Source organism: Filimonas zeae (genome assembly GCF_014641615.1).
GTDB lineage: Bacteria > Bacteroidota > Bacteroidia > Chitinophagales > Chitinophagaceae > Filimonas > Filimonas zeae.
This window is the reverse complement of record NZ_BMIB01000001.1, coordinates 1,544,268-1,561,916: the sequence shown is the minus strand read 5'-3', so window position 1 is coordinate 1,561,916 and position 17,649 is coordinate 1,544,268. Positions and strand designations below refer to the sequence as shown.

15 protein-coding genes are annotated in these 17,649 nt (G+C 45.1%); 7 read left to right on the top strand and 8 right to left on the bottom strand.

Features of this window, described 5'->3' with window-relative positions; translation table 11 throughout:
- Nucleotides 1–5 precede the first annotated feature (5 nt).
- Together IEY13_RS06230 and IEY13_RS06225 are read right to left on the bottom strand one after the other, a co-directional pair.
- Nucleotides 6–1,016 carry a FecR family protein gene (locus IEY13_RS06230; RefSeq protein ID WP_188951068.1) on the bottom strand — a complete coding sequence of 337 codons (1,011 nt, stop codon included), beginning with the start codon at nucleotides 1,014–1,016 and terminating at the stop codon, nucleotides 6–8.
- A gap of 62 nt (nucleotides 1,017–1,078) precedes the next feature.
- Entirely contained in the window at nucleotides 1,079–2,467 is a 1,389-nt protein-coding gene (locus IEY13_RS06225) for a S41 family peptidase (protein WP_188951067.1), read from the bottom strand.
- Between the two features lie 139 nt (nucleotides 2,468–2,606).
- On the opposite strand from IEY13_RS06225, the gene IEY13_RS06220 reads away from it, so the two are divergent.
- The 7 genes from IEY13_RS06220 (at nucleotide 2,607) to IEY13_RS06190 (ending at nucleotide 10,973) form a co-directional block, all read left to right on the top strand.
- Complete coding sequence (locus IEY13_RS06220; protein ID WP_188951066.1) at nucleotides 2,607–3,167, top strand: RNA polymerase sigma factor; 561 nt, start codon at nucleotides 2,607–2,609, stop codon at nucleotides 3,165–3,167.
- An 11-nt stretch (nucleotides 3,168–3,178) separates the two neighbouring features.
- Nucleotides 3,179–4,414 (top strand): beta-helix domain-containing protein, encoded by a 1,236-nt coding sequence (locus tag IEY13_RS06215; RefSeq protein WP_188951065.1) that lies wholly within the window; start codon nucleotides 3,179–3,181, stop codon nucleotides 4,412–4,414.
- 333 nt (nucleotides 4,415–4,747) lie between these two features.
- Nucleotides 4,748–5,152 carry a hypothetical protein gene (locus IEY13_RS06210; RefSeq protein ID WP_188951064.1) on the top strand — a complete coding sequence of 135 codons (405 nt, stop codon included), beginning with the start codon at nucleotides 4,748–4,750 and terminating at the stop codon, nucleotides 5,150–5,152.
- A gap of 170 nt (nucleotides 5,153–5,322) precedes the next feature.
- Entirely contained in the window at nucleotides 5,323–5,736 is a 414-nt protein-coding gene (locus IEY13_RS06205; RefSeq protein WP_188951063.1) for a hypothetical protein, read from the top strand.
- Nucleotides 5,737–5,804: 68 nt separating this feature from the next.
- A complete protein-coding gene (locus tag IEY13_RS06200) occupies nucleotides 5,805–7,154 on the top strand; it encodes a helix-turn-helix domain-containing protein (protein WP_188951062.1) in 1,350 nt (449 codons plus the stop codon).
- A 113-nt stretch (nucleotides 7,155–7,267) separates the two neighbouring features.
- Nucleotides 7,268–10,132, top strand: coding sequence for a TonB-dependent receptor (locus IEY13_RS06195; RefSeq protein WP_188951061.1), 2,865 nt, complete (start codon nucleotides 7,268–7,270; stop codon nucleotides 10,130–10,132).
- Nucleotides 10,133–10,157: 25 nt separating this feature from the next.
- Nucleotides 10,158–10,973, top strand: a complete 816-nt coding sequence (locus tag IEY13_RS06190; RefSeq protein ID WP_188951060.1) for a tyrosine-protein phosphatase — start codon at nucleotides 10,158–10,160, stop codon at nucleotides 10,971–10,973.
- Between the two features lie 52 nt (nucleotides 10,974–11,025).
- Here IEY13_RS06190 and IEY13_RS06185 read toward each other — a convergent pair whose 3' ends face one another.
- The 6 genes from IEY13_RS06185 to IEY13_RS06160 all read right to left on the bottom strand — a co-directional run bounded on the left by IEY13_RS06185 (nucleotide 11,026) and on the right by IEY13_RS06160 (nucleotide 17,624).
- Nucleotides 11,026–11,622 carry a hypothetical protein gene (locus IEY13_RS06185; protein ID WP_188951059.1) on the bottom strand — a complete coding sequence of 199 codons (597 nt, stop codon included), beginning with the start codon at nucleotides 11,620–11,622 and terminating at the stop codon, nucleotides 11,026–11,028.
- 67 nt (nucleotides 11,623–11,689) lie between these two features.
- Complete coding sequence (locus IEY13_RS06180; RefSeq protein WP_188951058.1) at nucleotides 11,690–12,505, bottom strand: leucine-rich repeat domain-containing protein; 816 nt, start codon at nucleotides 12,503–12,505, stop codon at nucleotides 11,690–11,692.
- Nucleotides 12,506–12,653: 148 nt separating this feature from the next.
- Nucleotides 12,654–13,955, bottom strand: coding sequence for an HlyD family secretion protein (locus tag IEY13_RS06175; protein WP_188951057.1), 1,302 nt, complete (start codon nucleotides 13,953–13,955; stop codon nucleotides 12,654–12,656).
- Between the two features lie 4 nt (nucleotides 13,956–13,959).
- Nucleotides 13,960–16,188, bottom strand: a complete 2,229-nt coding sequence (locus IEY13_RS06170; protein ID WP_188951056.1) for a peptidase domain-containing ABC transporter — start codon at nucleotides 16,186–16,188, stop codon at nucleotides 13,960–13,962.
- A gap of 9 nt (nucleotides 16,189–16,197) precedes the next feature.
- The gene (locus IEY13_RS06165) at nucleotides 16,198–17,343 is read right to left on the bottom strand and encodes a peroxiredoxin family protein (RefSeq protein WP_188951055.1); all 1,146 of its coding nucleotides are present in this window, start codon (nucleotides 17,341–17,343) and stop codon (nucleotides 16,198–16,200) included.
- 56 nt (nucleotides 17,344–17,399) lie between these two features.
- On the bottom strand, nucleotides 17,400–17,624 hold the full coding sequence (locus tag IEY13_RS06160) for a hypothetical protein (RefSeq protein ID WP_188951054.1): 225 nt from the start codon (nucleotides 17,622–17,624) through the stop codon (nucleotides 17,400–17,402).
- Between the last annotated feature and the right edge of the window lie 25 nt (nucleotides 17,625–17,649).

Below are 17,649 nucleotides of genomic sequence, written 5' to 3'. Positions count from 1 at the left end.
AATAATTAATAAACAGTTACCACATCATTGTGAATGGTGAAATGAAGGTTATGCACGAACAGTAGATTCTGAATAATCTGTGATGCATCTCCGGCTTTAAACACAGCCGTTACACGCATTTTATCTATATCAATTTTTTCAGGATATTTTACAACAAGCCCGTATTTGCGCTCAACCCTTTGCAGCGCATCTTTTAAAGACACATCATTCATTACCAGCATGCCTTTTTTCCAGATTGCTGCATCTTTTACTACCAGCTGTTTTATTTTAAAACTGCCATCTTTTTTATGAAAACTCAGCACCTGTCCGGGCTTCAGCACTTTCAGCGCCGCTGTACCGTATTTGTTTTGCACGGGTACAACACGTACTTTACCACTTACCAGCGATACTCTTATTGCAGCTTCATCAGTATAGGCTTCCACATTAAACGCAGTGCCCAATACCTCTGTAGCAATAGTTCCGTGGTATACCACAAAAGGCTTCTGCGCATCCTCAACCACATCAAAAAATGCTTCCCCTTCCAGTTTCAGGCGGCGGTTGTTTACGCCATATTGCAACGGCTGATACTGTATACGGCTATGTGCCGTTAACCATACCTGTGTACCATCGGGCAACACGGCACGGCGTGTGGAGCGGCCGTTATTAAATACTACTTTCCAGGAACTATCTACCACAGCAGGGGCTTTAGCCACCGCTGCATTTTTAAATTCTGTTCTGCGCGCAAAATACTGCCAGGCAAAAAACAATGGTAGCAAAACAGCGGCAGCGGCAGTAGTTTGCCACAGTCTACGTACAAAAGCCCCGTTTAAAAACACATACCTGCGTAACTGTTTGCTCAATTCATTCTCTACAGCAAAGGGCATCATCTCCGCTTCTGTATCCCTTTCCGCATCATCCATTAACCCGCGCAGCAGCAACATATCAGATTGCCTGTCACTCAGGTAGTCAATCACCCTTATCTGCTCTTCCGGGTTACAGGTGCCGGCAAAATACTTTTGAAGAAGCTGTTTATCCATTGCAATACTATCACGTAAAGAGGGAAAAAAGCGGAACCTGCGAAACACGGCTTAACATTAAGTTAATGTGGCCTGTCTATCTGTACCACCGGCGCACCTGCCGCATCTGCACCAGAAGATACATACACAGGGTAAACGGGCGTTTTCTTCCTGCGTAAAAGCCCTTCCTCAATAGTATGCGAACCATAAATCTGCATAAGCGCCTCTGCAATCAACGGATCATCTGCTGCCCCAATAGCAGCCAGCGGAAAGGCAGAAAGTTCGCTTACCAGCCTGGCCGGAACTATGCCCGTATGGTAACTGCCATTACCCGCCGAATTCAGTAATTTATATACAATCACCTGCAGCACCCACTCCACCTGTCGCGGATTACGGGGGTCAGCTACCTGAAAACCCGCCTCATCTTTCCCCATAGTAGTATCCCCCAGCTGCACCACCGGCAAATAAGGTTTCAGATTATTAACCAGCAGCTCTGCCGCAGAAGCAGTAGCCCGTGAAGTAAGAATAAATACCCGTTTCAGATTCAAACGGTGCGCTGCTAATTCCGGAACAGTAGCTCCGGATGCAGAAGTAGAGGTTTTTAATATACGGCTCATATTATATACCTGCCTGCCCCAGCCTGCATTACCCACAAATATTCCAAATACGCTGTTTTCCGTAACAGTAGTCAGCATACCCAGCATTTTGGCGCAGCTGGCTACACTGCCACCCGGGTTATAACGCAAATCTATAATACACTCCTGCACATTTTCCTGCTTCAGCTTCGCAAAAGCATCCAGCAACAATACATCATACCCTTCCACAAAATGGTTGTAAAACAAATACCCCGTTTTAACCCCGTTATGTGAAAAGTATTTGGTTAATACCACCGGATTTTCATCAATATAAGAACTGGCAAAACTTACAGGTTCCTCTTTTACCCAGGCGTTGTTCTGCCAGGTAGCCGGGGTAATACCAACGGTTTTGCCCGACGACAACCGCTCGTTGGCCCAGGTGATACTTTCTGCCGATAAAGTACTGTCGTCCACCGCTGTAAAATAAACTCCCCTTCTCAGCCCTGCGCGGTAAGCCGGGGTTTCTGCGGCAGCATAGGTAACTACACCTATATAAGCACCTGATACACTATGGCGCACTATAGAATAATGAAAACCATAATAAGAAAAGGTACTCTTCTTTCCGCCAATATCTGCACGGTTAGTAATAGAAGAAAAACGATCATCTTTATGCTGTAATGAAGTAAAAAACAACTGAGGAGCAAGACTGTAATCAGGCTGTGCAGGCATGGTACTACTCCAGTAATAGTAATAACCCATACTGTCGTAAATCCATTGGTTAATTTTACCCAGCGAATCCCGTACAGGAGCTACTACATCATTTTTAGATTTACAACCGGTTGAAAATAATACTACAACAATATTAATTACCAAAAGCAGTCGAAAACAATGGCGCATAAGTCAGGTTTGTAAATAAAATTCTTTATTAAAAACTTCATATTAAACTTAATAACTATGAAGTAATTGTTATGTTTGTATTCACGCTCTATTTTTAACGGGATGTTTAGGAATTTTAAGCACTCAAGCTACCTTGCATATGGCAACAGGGGAAAAACTATTCGACTTCATTTACACCGGCACCCGTGACAGGCTTTTCGCATATGTAAAGAAATTTATACCAGAAGATAGTAATATTAAAGATATTATGCAGCAATGCTATATCAAACTCTGGATTAACCTGGATCACATTAACACGGAGGAAGAAGTACTGCCACTTTTATTCAGCTACGCCAAAAACCTGATGATAGACAACATCAGAAAAACCGCTACAGAAAAAAAGCACTTTCTCCATTTAAAACAAACACAGGAAACTGTTTCTCATGCAGAACCTTCTATTGTTACGGCACAACACCTGGAACAGATTAACCAGGTAATTGTACAGATGCCCGTTCGCAGAAGAAAAATTTTCCTGATGCGTAAGGAAGAAGGCCTTTCTGTAAGTGAAATTGCCGATCAGTTACATATTACGCCACGTGCCGTTCGCAAACACCTGTCTGAAGCAATCAACTACCTGAAAAATAACCTGGCAGATATGGATGTAGTTGCCGTATTATTTATTTACCAGATACCACTTGCCATTCAACTCATGACCGATTAAAAAATACCACTATGAAAACCAATACCTGCTGCTTATTCCTTCTGTTACTCTGCACAGGCTTTCTTTCCTGCGAAAAGGAAGTGGAAGCAGACAAGCTGCAAAGCTCAGGAAGACCGTTTGCAGGTACCGCCACTTTATCCGGCATACTAAATAGTTCACGCACATTGCATAAAGACACCCTTTATCGCCTGGAAGGCATTGTATGGGTGGCTAACGGCAGTACCCTTACCATAGCACCCGGTGTACGTATTGAATGTATAAAACCGGAAAACAACACACAATTACCAGCCGCACTTATTATATTGCCTGCCGCCCGTATAGAATGTAACGGAACGGCCGCAGAACCGGTAGTATTCACCTCACATGCTTCCAAACCCGCGCCGGGTGATTGGGGTGGTATTTTGTTGCTGGGCCAGGCAGGAGGCCAATACGCAGGCAGCTCCCTTCTGCGCACACTTGCCATGTTTAACCACAAAGCCGACAGCCTAATACTGCAATCAGATTCTGCCTGGAGATATGGTAATACTTTGTCAGACAATTCCGGCTCCATTACCTATACGCGTATTGAGTATGCCGGCATTCCCCACCAGTTAAGCGCACTCACCCTCTGCGGAACGGGCAGCGGCACAACCATAGATTATGTAGAAGCAGCCTGGCCGCGCAGCCATGCTTTTGAATTCCGGGGCGGCAACACCCCTGCCAGCCATCTCATATCCCTGTGTCCTGTACAGGAAGCTTTTTCCACTAAAATGGGCTATAGCGGGCGGCTATCTTATTCTCTGTCGCTTACCCATCCCCGTGCAGCAGACAGCGCTTTTACAGCAGTACACCCGCCCAAAACTGCTTACGGTAAAAGCAGCAGCAACACAGGCGTAGCGTTCGATCATCTTACCGTAATAGGCCTCGCCTCTGCCCCACCACCATTTTACCAGGCAAAGTGGCACAGTAATACCATAACAACCAAAGATCATGTTACAATAACACACTCTCTTTTCCTCGGCTATCTGGATAATACTCAATTCATCACCGCAGGCGCAAACATCAGTTTCACAGCACCATCACGGTTGCATAACTATACAGAAAACAACGATTCCATTCAGCTCATATCTCCATGGGACTGGGCCGATTTCCGCCCCGCATCCAGCTCACCTGCCGCCAGGCCAACCTCAGACAGTGCTGCCTACAAAGGCGCATTTGCTCCTGAGGCTTTTCCGTGGACAGGCAGCTGGGCAAGATTCGATTATTAGAAAGACATAACCGTTATAAGCACACTTCGCCACATTGTACAGATTAGCCTCACTATTCACCCCGGGTGATACATTATTTCAACAAAACAGCGTTTTTTTATAAAAAACAGCCTGCTTTCTGGTTTTTTTCAACCTTTTTTTAGCGCTGGGCATCATATCCAAACGAATCGCAACAAACTAAATACCAGCCACTTACACCCACACCAACCTGGTTTGACTATAATAAAAACACACAAAACATGGTTTGCAATACCTGTATTGCCAATATACTTTTGTATCATGAAAGAAGCGAAAAGCGCAACACGCCCAAAGCTTCTCCCTAAAAGAAACATTATGAAAACAGTTTATTGTGCAGTCATCGCGGTTTTAGTATCTCTGGTATCGGTTAACACCAGCAAAGCAAACAACAACAAAGACAAAGAAACAGTAGCCATTGCTGAAAAGCAGGTATCTGTTACCTATACAGGCTATAACGACAACAGCGTTGTTTTCCGCGTAGCATTTGAAAACCCAACCGCTCAGAAATTCAGCCTGATTATCAAAAACGAAGCAGGTGATGTATTATATCAGGGCTCTTATTCCGATACCAGCTTTTCTAAAGCAGTTCACCTGCTGAAAGAAGACAGCGAAATGAACCCTACTTTCATCATCCGCGTAGGTTCTCAGAGAATTGAGCGCACTTTTAAAGTAAACTCTACCAGCAGCTCTACTGAAGAAGTAGTGGTAGTAAAGCAATAAGCACACACACAAATCAAAATATGAAAGAGGTCTGGCATCTGCGCCGGGCCTTTTTTATTGCCCGTATGTGAACAGTAACATACATAAAGTTAACGCAAGCGTAATTTATAACTTCCTATCTGTCATATAGTTTTGCAGTACTGAACCACCCACTCAAACTCTTGAAATATATGATGAAATTTATTATTGGTGCAGCCCTTACCCTATCTGTTCCTTCCGCAACACTCCCTTCTGTTGCCCATGCGGCAACCTATAACGACAAAAAAGAAACCGCTACCCTGGCTGATAAGCAGGTATCGGTAGAATATGTCAGCTATGCCAACAGTACCGTTATCTTCCGCGTAAATATAGATAACCCGGCAGGTATACAGTTTCGCCTGGTAATTAAAAACGATGCAGGCGATGTACTTTACAATGGCTCTTATACAGATACACATTTTGAAAAGGCAATACACCTGATAAAAGAGGAAGAAGAAATCAGCCCCGTATTTATTGTACGCTCCGGAAAACAGCAGATAGAACGTTCTTTCAGGGTAACAACCGCGACCTCCGGTACGGAAAAAGTAGTAGTTACCAAACAATAACCCCGGTACACAGCCAGGCAGGCGCGTGTTAATTATAAGGTAACATTCGCCTGCTAGCTTTGCCGTACATGAACTACATAATCATCATCGGCGCCTTTCAGTCACTGGTGGCACTTACCATGTATGCGGCACACCGCCGCAAACGCCCGGCTGAAGCTATACTCAATCTCTTACTCGTATGTATCTGCATACACCTGTGTATCAAATTCGTTATTTACGCGGTATCAGAAACAGATGGTATTAAAGTAGCCTTCAACTCTTTTACCGATGTGGCTTACGGTCCGCTGTTGTGGATTTATACCAATAAAGTAGCCAACCGTCGCTACAATCCGCTCAAACACTGGTACCTGCTCCTCCCCGCTTTTCTGGCTTCTGTGGTATTCTTTGCCATAGTGCTGCATATAGTAACCGGCTCTAACCAGTACAATCAGTTGCTGTATCTCTACAACCAGAGTACCCAGTACGTAATCATGATTACCATGATTGCATTTCCGCTCATGGCCTTGCACAAAGCCAGACACCTGCCCGCTTTCTGGAAGGCTGAGTCCATTCTTATTAAACGTATCAGCCTGTTATACCTGTTCATGGGGCTGCTTACATTTTCCCTCATATGCATCGTAAACCCTTTACACCTCATCAAAAACTATCACTCGTTTAATATCGCCATACGCATACTGGCCTACAGCATCACCACAGCTATAAGCCTGGCCGTTATCCGCTACCGCCTTACACCGCTGGCCGAAACCGAAGCAGCAGATGTAACAGAAGAGCAAAATGTACCCGCACTGCAAAGCTGTGCAGAAACAGGGCTGCTACTAACCAGCCAGGCCGCTGCCCCAATTGCCGCAGCTACAAACGGCAGCACAACAGTTATAGCCATAGTTGCTGAAACTGCTAACAACCTTCAAAGCACACCAGCCGTGCCGGTAGCTGCCGATGCCGCCACGTCTTCTGCTGTAACTTTCGCCGCACCGGCACACGCCAAACGCTTTACACTGGCACTGCACCAGCAGCAGGCCATCATTACCCGCCTTACCGAGGTAATGGAAAAACAGAAAGCCTATGCCGATTCCGATCTTACGCTCGAAAAGCTGTCTGTTCTCAGTAAACTGCCCCGCCACCATATTTCCGAGGCTCTCAACCAACACCTTGGCAAAACCTTTTATCAGTTTCTGAACGATTACCGCATTAACGCCGTACTGGCCCTGCTGGATAAATGCCGGCAAAAGCACGTACAGCCCGCCATTCTTTCCCTGGCATTTGAAGCAGGCTTCAACTCCAAATCCACCTTTAATCAGTATTTCAAAAAAACAACAGGCTTCACCCCGTCCGGATACATTAAAAAACAGAAACCTGTTACAGAAAACAATTCCCGTCCCTTGATTGGTAATGTTTTCGTAACACACGCAACACACTGATAATCAAGAAACGCAAGTGCGAATAAACCAACACAACCGGTAAGGCGTACCACCCGGCCGTTACGGACGCTGCTGTGAAACTACCCTGGCAACTTTGCCGAAAATTAACAATCATGCGTACCAAAACGCTCTCTATGCCGGGTTGGAAAAACGGCATTGTACTTCTGGGTATTGTGGGCTGGCTGCAGTCTGGCGCACAGGTGGTAAAAGGTACCATCGCGGGCAGAGATGGCCTGTTACCCGGCGCAACTATCAGCGCAGCCGGAAATAAAAAAACCGCCACTACCGATCTTAATGGTGCATTCACCATTCTTCTGAATGCTACCGGTAAACAAACCCTTACCGTTTCTTACGTAGGATATGAGAAAAAGCAACTGGAACTGGTAGTGCATGAAGGCGTTAACGATGCCGGCAACCTGCTACTGAGCCTTGCTACAGACGGTCCGGGCTCAGTATTGGTAAGAGGTACCATGGCGCCCTCCCAGATAAAGGCGTATGCTATTAAAAAGAACTCCGTAGCCATTATGGATGTAATTGCAGCCGATGCCATTGGTAAACTGCCCGATCGTAATGCAGCCGAAGCCGTACAGCGCATGCAGGGCGTGGCCGTAGCCCGCTACCATGGCGAAGCCGACCAGGCTACCGTGCGTGGTACCCCGTTCGCCTGGACCAGCACTATGTTCAACGGTAGCAGACTGCCCAGTTCTAACGTATTGGGCAACCGTTCTTCAGTATTGGATGCCGTACCTTCCGAAATGATTCAGTATGTGCAGGTAGCCAAAGCACTTACGCCCGATTGGGAAGGTGATGCTATCGGCGGCTCTATCAACTTCATCACCCGCACTGCACCCGCTAAAAGAACACTCAATGCAAGTCTGGCAGGTGGTTACAATACTTTCTCTCAAAACGGTACCTATAACGCTTCGGCAGTGTATGGCGACCGCTTCTTTAATAACCGTCTGGGTATTATGCTGGCAGGTGCCATCTGGGACAGGCAATGGGGTACCGACAGCTACGAAACGTCTTACAACACGGGCCTGGCCGATGCCGCCCAGCAAAAGTCTATCAACACTGTAATGCTGAAACGCTACATGGGTAAGCGACAAACCTATGGTGGCAACCTGGGCCTGGAATATAAATTCAACGCCGCCCATAAAATCACTTTCCGTGGCATGATGACCAAATTCAACGACATCCGCCCCGTATATGAGTCGTATGTAGACTATACCAACAGCCGCTACCAGTACAACTATCGCTACTCCCACTACCAAACCAAAATCAATGGTGCAGAAGTAGGGGGTGAACACCAGTTGGCAACGCGTGTAAAGCTGGACTGGTCTGCAAGCGATTACCTGTCTAAGTATTTTCTGGAAACCCCTCCTACCAGTAGCGGCAAAGGCTTGCCCATTGCCACTTTCCGTCAAAAAATCACCGGTGGCTTCAGCAACCTGTCGGCTGATGGTAAAAGATACTGGGGCTTCGATTCTCCCAATGGTGTAGGTGGCGATCCGCTGGATTTCCAGCCGGGTATAACCAATGCCAAAGAAGTAATGGACCCCACCAGACTCACGCTGCAACAATTGGTAATTGCACAGTTAGATACTAAAGAGCGCGATCGTACTGCACAGGCAAACATTAAAGTAACAGCTAGCAGCAAACTGAGCCTGAAAGCCGGTATCAAATACCGCCATAAAACACGCAGCAGCACCTATGGCTCTAACTTTGTATATCTGCCAGGCGCAGCATTGGGCATACCCGGCTCCCCTGCTCTGTTAAGCCTGTCGCAACTGCAAACAGAAAGCTTTCCCAAAGGGCAGCAATTCTTCAAAAACATGGGCGGCCACTACAACCAGTTCATCATGAACCCGCTTACCAAAAACCAGCTGTTCAATCTGTATCAGGCCGATACCCTGAAGAAAAACGGCTTTGGCAACTATACCAGCGCCACCAACAACACCAACCTGTACGAAGGTTTTGAAGATGTTACCGCTGGTTATGTAATGGCCGAGTACGACATTACCGATAAACTCAAATTTATAGGCGGCGTGCGTAACGAGTATACCCATATGGAACTCAACGGCTCTAAATCAACCATCAGCGGCACAGGCACCGTAATAAAAGACACTACGGTTACAAACCACTACAACGCACTGCTACCTATGCTGCACCTGAAATACAGCATTAACGACAAAGCCAGCATCCGCGCCGCATTTACACGCACTTTCATCCGTCCTAACTTCAGTGATATGACGCCTGCAGAGTCGGTAGACAACACCAAAAACCCTATCACCATTACCCGTGGTAACCCCGGCATCAAACCTACCTTCTCCAATAACTTCGACCTCATGGGCGAATATTATTTCAACAACATAGGCCTGCTTTCCGGTGGTGTTTTCTACAAGCATATACAGGATGTTATCTTCACCAACAGAAGCAACTATACCGAAAACGGTAACAACTACACCGTAACACAGGCGCGCAACTTCAACAATGCCAGCCTGGCAGGTGTAGAAGCCGGTATTAACAAACGCTTCGACTTCCTGAAAGATTTCTGGAGCGGCTTTGGCATCGAATGTAACTTCACCCTCATCCATTCAGAAGTAAACATTCCCAGAACCGCTGGTAACATATCCGATAAAGCAAGCCTGCCCAACCAGTCTAAACTGCTCTTCAACACCATCCTGTTTTACGAACGTAATGGCGTAATGGTGCGGTTAGCCGGTAACTACCGCGGTAAGTCAGTAGAAACCATTAACCAGGCACTGGGTGCAGACTTCTACACCTGGACCGATAAAAACTTTACCGTAGATGCTTCCGCCACCGTAAGCGTAAGCAGAAAACTGAAAGTATTTGCAGAACTCAACAACTTAACCAACCAGCCCCTGAAAACCTATATGGGCGATCAGCGCAGGCTTACCATGGCAGAATGGTATGGCATACGCGGACAGGCCGGTATCCGTTTCGACATCATTCATTAATACAACACCGCTTTAAACAATAAGTATGAAAAAGTATATCCTTTTGGGCGCTATTTCCATGCCTGTACTCGCCGCCGCACAACTGGCAGACAGCACACAACGGCTGGTACGCATGCAGGGCGCAATCAATTTCCGCGATGCCGGTGGCTATGCCACCAAAGACGGCAAACAAGTAACCTGGGGAAAAGTATACCGCAGCGCCGATGTTAGTCACTTAACCGATGCCGACTTGCAAACTTTCCGCAACAGACACATCATATCAGTAATTGATTTCCGTGGCACTAAAGAGTCTGCCGCAGCCCCTGACCGCTTACCCGAAGGAACAAAGTACCTGCTCAGCCCCGCCGGTAGCGACAGCCTGCCCAACATGCAGCAAATGGCAGCCATGATAAAACAAACCGGCTTTCTGCAAACCATGTACGGTTCACCCAGCGTTAAATACTATGGCGAGCGCTACCGCCCGCTGTTTCAGCAGCTATTAACACTGCCAGATACCGCCGCTATCATGTACCATTGCACCGGTGGCCGCGACAGAACCGGCATGGCCACCGCCCTGTTCCTGTATGCACTGGGCGTACCCCAAACAACCATTGAGGCAGACTTTACGGCCTCCAATGTATACCTGGCCCCCATGCACGCGCAAATGTTCACCATGATGTCTAAAGCCACCGGTATGCAACCAGAGCAGATTAAAAAAGAAATGGAATTGCGCCCCGAATTGCTGCAAAGCTTCTTCAGCGCCCTTGCCGCTCAATATGGTACTGTAGAAAATTTTATGGAGAAAGAACTGGGTGTAGGCCCGAAAGAAGTAGCAATATTACGTAGTAAATATACAAAATAAGCTTCCCCTTATACAGCAGCAGGTTTTGAAATACAAAGTCAGATGCATCCAATTACAGAGAGGTCGTGTCGCTATCGATACGGCCTTTTTGATAACGCTCTTGTTCTTCGGGCAAAGAACCGATAATAATTCCCACTGTATCTCCCACTACTTCCTCTGCCCTGCTATTCACCAAAGGCTTTGCTACATGAAGCCCTTTATCACATTCCGCCGGTGCCGGTACTATAACGCTTCCCATTGAAACAGACTCGCTCTCAACAATATCTGATGGTACAAGTAAAGAAGTATCCTCTATCGCAGGAGAAGCTACCGCCTTCCCCTGCACATCTGTATTACAGGAAGAAGCCCCCAAGCCAAACACCACAATAATCACCGCAGCCACCTTTCTGATATAAGATAATGCCGACACCCCAATCAACGCTGGCCAGTTCGGTTCCTCAGTCTGAGCAGGAGCATACAGTTGATGAACACTAAAACGCCCGCAAATCTTCTCGTCTTTATGCTGTATCAGATATTCACTGATGACCTCCGGCTCCCAGTCGATAAAATCAACCACCGTCTTGCTACACATTCTGCAAAAACGGCCCTGCTCTTCCGGCAGCATCTGATTCCAGTCTTCGTGACACGGATTGGCTATGTATGGTTTCATATTCAGAGTTGGGTTGAATGTAGGATGCTAAAGATAAAAGGATTCCATAAAGAAAATACAAACCTCTTCAACTATGGAAAAGCTTTTTCAGCCATTTGTAAAACCACCCTTTATTTAACGATGGCGCTATTTCAGGCCCCTTGGCTTCTGACAATTCTTCCTTAGGCAATACCACCCGCTCACCACGTTCTTTCTGCTCCCACTCATCCTTCTCCATCTCTTTAACAAACCGCGTCCAATCATCCGGCGGCTGTAGCAATGTGGGGCCTCCTTTATGGGGATAAAACACATATTCATCTACTGGTGGGCGTAGCTTACTTACACAGGCTGCAGAACACAAGTTAGCTAACAATGGCAGCACATCCGTACCCACCTCAAGAGAAATCCAGAGCTGATCGGTTTCAGCATAAGACATACACCTCCCGCATACACTACAGTTAACCGTATCCCCCATATATCGGACTGGATTCTTTAGCAAACAGGGAAATCCCTTTCTGGTTTTATAATTACCATAAAGCGCCCTGGTACTAACTCTACTTGTCTTTAGATTTTTGCAGTGTATTATTTCATAAGGAAGCCAGTGAAGACTATAAGAAGTATAGAGGTCTAAGTTTTCCAGAGACTCCATTTCACCTATTTCTGGTGGAATACGTTTAAGCCTGCTACCGTATAACTGCACCTCCTTTACCTGTTTTAGTTGTCTGATTGACTCCGGCAACGTATATATCTGAGCATATAATTCATTGCCGATGGCTTTAGCCGGGCAAAATATTTCAGAACCACTGACCGCCACCTCATCTACATAATTACAAAGAGCAATCCAGGCATCTGATGTTCTGTCCTGCACATCATTTTCTATACGTTTTATCAGATCATTCTGCATATCCGGCTTAGGATTATTGGATTCTCAATTTATAAAGAATCCCCTTTAAAAAAGCATTTTTATATTGCCACGCATCTTAGCACCAGAAAACAGCACGGTCAATAAAACGTACATCCAGAAAAGCACACTTAACAAAACCAGCCACTATTTATAACGCCGCAATAGCATTACGAAGCGGATGTAACAGCCTATGTATCAGTTTCGTCCTACGGACAATAATCTTTCCGGATGCTTTTAAATCGTCAATATAAGGAATGGTTTTGTGTAAGGAAGTAGTTAACCCATCCGTAAACTTCAGCTTTGCCATAAAACCACTGTCAGAAGAAATACCGGATATAAAGGCAATATGGGTATTAATAAATCCATAGTCCTGATAAGGATAAGCCTGAAAATACAGCTGAACACTTTGCCCTACCGCAACTTTACCAAAGTTCTTTTGCGGTATCAGCACTTCTGCAAAACAGGAACTGCCGGCAGTTTTAACAAAGCATACCACCTGCTGTGGCATAAGCATCTGATGCTCCTGTAAAAAATCAGGAAAAGCCAGTACCCCTTCCGAGGGTGCTATCAGCAGATGCAGCTTCTTCCATTCACCCAGCTGACTCACAAAGCTGTTTAACGCTTCATAAAAAATAGTTTTCTGGCTCTGTATCGTATAAGCCAGTTCCAGTATCTCCTTTCTTTTTTCATCCGCTTCCATGCTGTTAGCAATCAGTAAAGATTCTAATTCCGGAATCACTACCTTTTTTCCTATAAGCCTGCTTTGCTCAGCCCGGTACTCTGCTTCAGAAACTACTTTATCGTTCTTTAACCACGTACTGGCCGCAAACGTTTTCTCTTCAAGCACAAGATCTTCATTAATCAACTGCTGCCTTTCTTTCAGCTTTTCGCGTAGCAGCTCCCTGTTAACAATATCCTTTTGCAATAATGCAAGCTTTTTTACAAAAAAACCATCCCCGGAGTAGCTTTTATAAACCAGGTACTGGTTTATAAGCGTTTGGTATGCATGCTGCAGCTCGCCCAGGCCATTTGTTTCGTGTGCTGCAATGCCCGGTAGCTTCCCCTCTCCATCCATCTGATAAAACAGGTCCGCCATCCGGCGTATCTGCGAATCCAGCCGTATCACAACTTCAGCATTTGCAGTCGTCTCCAGAAACCCGATAACACTCCCCGCCTGCACAAAGTCTCCCTCATGCAATAACAACTTTACCAAACGGCGCCCTTCCTGTGCAACAACAGGTTTGGGAGCATTAACAGAAGTAAGCTTCACCTCCACCTCAATAGCATCCGTAACCGGAATCAGAAAGGCCGACGCCAGCATCAGCAAAATCATCCCGCCAAAAACATACAAGCTTGCATTCACCCAGAACCCCGGCTGGTACGAAACCATTTCATTTGCACTGCGGGCCGAAATAATGCTGTCCATATCAGATACAATATCCTGCGGCATTTAATTAGTTTACAAGGGTGTTTTCTTCCTGCATTTGTAACTGATTATGAACCAGCTCCCTATACCTGCCCTGTAAACTGAGCAGTGAATAATGGTTACCTTCCTCCATAACCCTTCCATTTTCCAGCACAATAATATGATCGGCATTCTTAACCGTACTCAGGCGATGGGCAACTATAATCACGGTTTTATCCCTGAATACAGCGTGCAGATTGTCCATAATCTGCATTTCATTATTTGCATCCAACGAGTTGGTTGCTTCATCAAAAAGTATAATACCCGGATTCTTATATACTGCGCGCGCAATCAAAATGCGCTGGCGCTGCCCGGCACTGACACCACTTCCTTCTGCACCTATTTTCGATTCATAACGCAATGGCAATCCCTGAATAAAGTCACTGATATTGGCAACAGTAGCTGCGTGATGTAGTTTCTGTTCATCTATCACCTCATCACTGATGGCAATATTTCTGGCAATGGTATCGCTGAAAATATATCCCTCCTGCATCACACTTCCCACATTCCTCCGCCATGCCGCAGGCGGTATATCCATCAGGTTATAAGAACCAATAAGAATCTCACCACTGAAATCCGTATAAAACTGTTGCAGCAACTTCAACACAGTCGTTTTACCACTGCCACTTGTTCCTACTATCGCCGTTACCTTACCCACTGGAAACCGGAGGTGAACATTCTTCAGCACCGGCTCATTGCCTGCACCCGGATAAGTAAAAGAAACGTTATTGAAGGTAATAGCCGGCACCTCCGAAGCCGCAAGATCAAATGTCCGCAACACGTCCCCACCCGGTTCCTCCTTAATCGAATGAATATCATTTAACCTTTCCAGACTAATCTTTGCTTCCTGTAACTGCCTTGAAAAATCCAGCAAATCCTCCACCGGAGCAGATAACTGCCCTGTTATATACTGTATCGCCAGCATTGCACCCAGCGTTAACGATCCCTCCATTACCGATCTGGCTACCAGATAGGTAATCAGAATATCTTTCCCTTCTGTAAAAAGAAAAGCTCCCAGTTGCTGATACTGATTTACAGAAAGGTCTTTATAATGTAACCTGAACAATTCCGCCTGCGCCCCCTCCCATTCCCATCTTTTGCTTTTCTCCGCATTGTTCAGCTTTATCTCCTGCATGCCATTGATCAGCTGCATGGTAATGGAGTTTTCTTTGGCAGCTATTGAAAAACGCCGGTAATCAAGCGCTCTCCGCCACCGCAACACTACCATAATCCAGAGCACATACAATACAGAACTAACAGCAAACAGAAAAAAGATAGCAGGATAATAAATAATCAGCGCTACAGAAAAGAATAACAGACTCAGAAAAGAGAAAAAGGTCTGTAATGCAGTACCTGTTACAAAAGTTTCAATCCTTCTCTGATCGTTCAGCCGCTGCAGAATATCTCCCACATGCCTGGTTTCAAAATAACTCAAAGGCAACCGCATCAGCTTCATCCAGAAATCAGAAAGCAGAGAAAGGTTGATATGAGCGCTCACATATAACAGTATTTTACTCCGCAGAAAATCCACGATTCTCCGGGACAACAAAAGCACAAAATATGCAACCAGAATAACCTGAATATAACTGAGGTTATGTGTATTAATACCTGTATCAACTATACTCTGGGTAAGAAATGGCAGAAACAATGGAAAAACGCTGCCTATCATCAGACTAACCACTACCTGAACAACCTGTTTTCTATACTGTGACAGATAAGTGAGTATATGTCGCCAGCCTACAACTTTATCGCGATTCACATATAGGTATTCATCCTTCTTCTCCTGAAATGTTGCACCAGGCTGCAAGAACAAACCAATTCCCATTGGCATACCCCATAACTGCTCAAATTCGTGCATAGTAAGTGTAACCATCCCCTGAGCAGGATCTGCTATCACAACGCTATAACCCACCCTCCAAAAACGTTTTTTAAATCCAACAAGCACTACAAAATGATTCTGTCGCCAATGCAGAATACAGGGAAAATTGTTGCTTCCCATAAGTTCTCCTGCCGTCAGCTTCACACCAAATGCCTTAAAGCCCACAAATTCAGCCGCGTCCGCCATGCCTAAAAGCGAAACCCCGGTTTTGCTATAGCTGGTAATCTGCTTCAGGGCTTCAGCAGGAATCTCCTTCCCATAAAATTTTGCAACCATCCGCAAACACGCGGGACCGCAGTCCATCTTGTTATGCTGATGGTAAAACGTAAACTTCTTCAAGCAATCGTATTATAATTTAGCAGAGCCAATCGGCTTCTTCATTTCAGCCTCCAGAAAAGTAACATAGTCCACACGATCATCGGTCTGCCCACGGTATATAATTTTACCTTCACGGTCAATTATATATACATCCGGCAAGAACCTGCCTCCATAACTCTTATACACATTCGGATCTGTCAGAATATTTAGCCAGGTCATTCCGTGCTTTTCAATGTTCTTCAGGAAAGCGGAGGTGTCTTTATCCCTTGAAACAGATATAATTTCAACCTGTTCCGCCGGAAACCTTTCACGAACCTTCCTTATCTCCGGCATCAATTCAATACAGGGACCACACCACGAAGCCCAAAAATCCAGCATCACAAACCTGCCTTTCATATCAGAAAGCTTCACCAGCTTCCCATCGTAAGTTTTTGAAGTAAAATCAGGAGCAAGCGCATATCTTTTTATAGTACGGCCTTCCAGCAGCTTTCTTACTTCCCGGCCTTCCACGCTATTTTGGAGTTCATTAGGGAAAGAACTATTAAACACAGACAGTAACGTATCAGCATCGAATGTGTTGGGATTCCCAATCAAACGATCTTTAAAAAACCAGAACGAATAATACCAATCGCCATTCTTCTTAATAAAATCCAATTGCTTATCAAGCACCTTCCTGTCTAGTTCGTTTAGAATATCTAAAAGGGAATCATTGTCAAAAACCTCATCCCGATATTTGTTTACAAACTCATCAGACACTTTTTCTTCCTGGTGCACAAAATCTTTTAACTCCTTTGCTCCACTATACTTATATTCTTCAATAGCATTAACAGAAGTAAACTTTTCCAAAACGTCAGGTGAATGTGAATCAACAAACTTAACTTCTCCCTTGCCTCCGTCTATAAAGAACGTTTTTATACTCAGCTTATGTTTAGTCAATGGATAAATAAAACGAAGTACAGGGTATCGCGAATAATATCTACCAGACAATATTGCAGAGTTATTCTTATAAATAGGAAACAAATCGCTGTTATCAATTCCATTATCAACAGACACAGACATCTTCTTTAAATCAACAGACTCCGGAAAAACAATTTTAATTTCATAATTCTGTTGTGCACTGCCTATAAATGGGAAAATAAATATGCCAATTAATGTATTAAGACCTCTGACACGCATAATATATTTCTAATTTATATTTAACAAGGTGCTATCAAAAAGATAGCACCTTAAATTTACTGACAACCGATTCCTCCAGGTTTCTGGCAAGTGCATCCTGTTTTTGTCCCCAGTTTAACTGACACACATTTATAAACAGTGCTGTTCACAGAGCAGGTACCGGTACAGGAACCAAACTCCGTTCCCGGCTCTTCACCCACACCGCCCATAATAAGCTTCATTTCACCACGAGATAATGCCATCCTACTAAAGTTCGCGAATGTTGTGTTGATTTTCTTCATATTTTTTGATTTATAGCCTGCTTAG

Coding starts and splice junctions, on each gene's coding strand:
- IEY13_RS06185 (WP_188951059.1), bottom strand. CDS start 11,622: ATGAAACCATACATAGCCAATCCGTGTCACGAAGACTGGAATCAGATG.
- IEY13_RS06165 (WP_188951055.1), bottom strand. CDS start 17,343: ATGCGTGTCAGAGGTCTTAATACATTAATTGGCATATTTATTTTCCCA.
- IEY13_RS06195 (WP_188951061.1), top strand. CDS start 7,268: ATGCGTACCAAAACGCTCTCTATGCCGGGTTGGAAAAACGGCATTGTA.
- IEY13_RS06160 (WP_188951054.1), bottom strand. CDS start 17,624: ATGAAGAAAATCAACACAACATTCGCGAACTTTAGTAGGATGGCATTA.
- IEY13_RS06200 (WP_188951062.1), top strand. CDS start 5,805: ATGAACTACATAATCATCATCGGCGCCTTTCAGTCACTGGTGGCACTT.
- IEY13_RS06225 (WP_188951067.1), bottom strand. CDS start 2,467: ATGCGCCATTGTTTTCGACTGCTTTTGGTAATTAATATTGTTGTAGTA.
- IEY13_RS06230 (WP_188951068.1), bottom strand. CDS start 1,016: ATGGATAAACAGCTTCTTCAAAAGTATTTTGCCGGCACCTGTAACCCG.
- IEY13_RS06220 (WP_188951066.1), top strand. CDS start 2,607: ATGGCAACAGGGGAAAAACTATTCGACTTCATTTACACCGGCACCCGT.
- IEY13_RS06210 (WP_188951064.1), top strand. CDS start 4,748: ATGAAAACAGTTTATTGTGCAGTCATCGCGGTTTTAGTATCTCTGGTA.
- IEY13_RS06180 (WP_188951058.1), bottom strand. CDS start 12,505: ATGCAGAATGATCTGATAAAACGTATAGAAAATGATGTGCAGGACAGA.
- IEY13_RS06205 (WP_188951063.1), top strand. CDS start 5,323: ATGATGAAATTTATTATTGGTGCAGCCCTTACCCTATCTGTTCCTTCC.
- IEY13_RS06190 (WP_188951060.1), top strand. CDS start 10,158: ATGAAAAAGTATATCCTTTTGGGCGCTATTTCCATGCCTGTACTCGCC.
- IEY13_RS06215 (WP_188951065.1), top strand. CDS start 3,179: ATGAAAACCAATACCTGCTGCTTATTCCTTCTGTTACTCTGCACAGGC.
- IEY13_RS06175 (WP_188951057.1), bottom strand. CDS start 13,955: ATGCCGCAGGATATTGTATCTGATATGGACAGCATTATTTCGGCCCGC.